Here is a 227-nt window from a genome sequence, read left to right on the forward strand (position 1 = left end):
GGTTTCCCTAGATAATCATCAGCGCCGGCCTCTAACCCATCAATCCGGTCCGCGGCCTCCCCACGAGCCGTCAACCGCAAATTGGGAAATTGTAGCCCCTCCGTCCGCAAGCCTCGGGTTAAAGACAATCCATCTTCTCCGGGCTTGGTTACGTCCAAAACCAACGCATCTGGCTGGATATGCCGCAAAATCTCACGTTATTGCTCTGCATCGACCGCCGTCGTCAC

General features: G+C 55.9%; 1 pseudogene. It reads right to left on the reverse strand.

Annotation, left to right across the window (positions count from 1 at the left end):
• A pseudogene (locus KB213_RS12430) lies at positions 1-227 on the reverse strand (response regulator); the annotation flags it as partial.

It is taken from the genome of Neokomagataea anthophila (genome assembly GCF_018122595.1).
In the GTDB taxonomy this organism is placed as follows: Bacteria; Pseudomonadota; Alphaproteobacteria; order Acetobacterales; family Acetobacteraceae; genus Gluconobacter; species Gluconobacter anthophilus.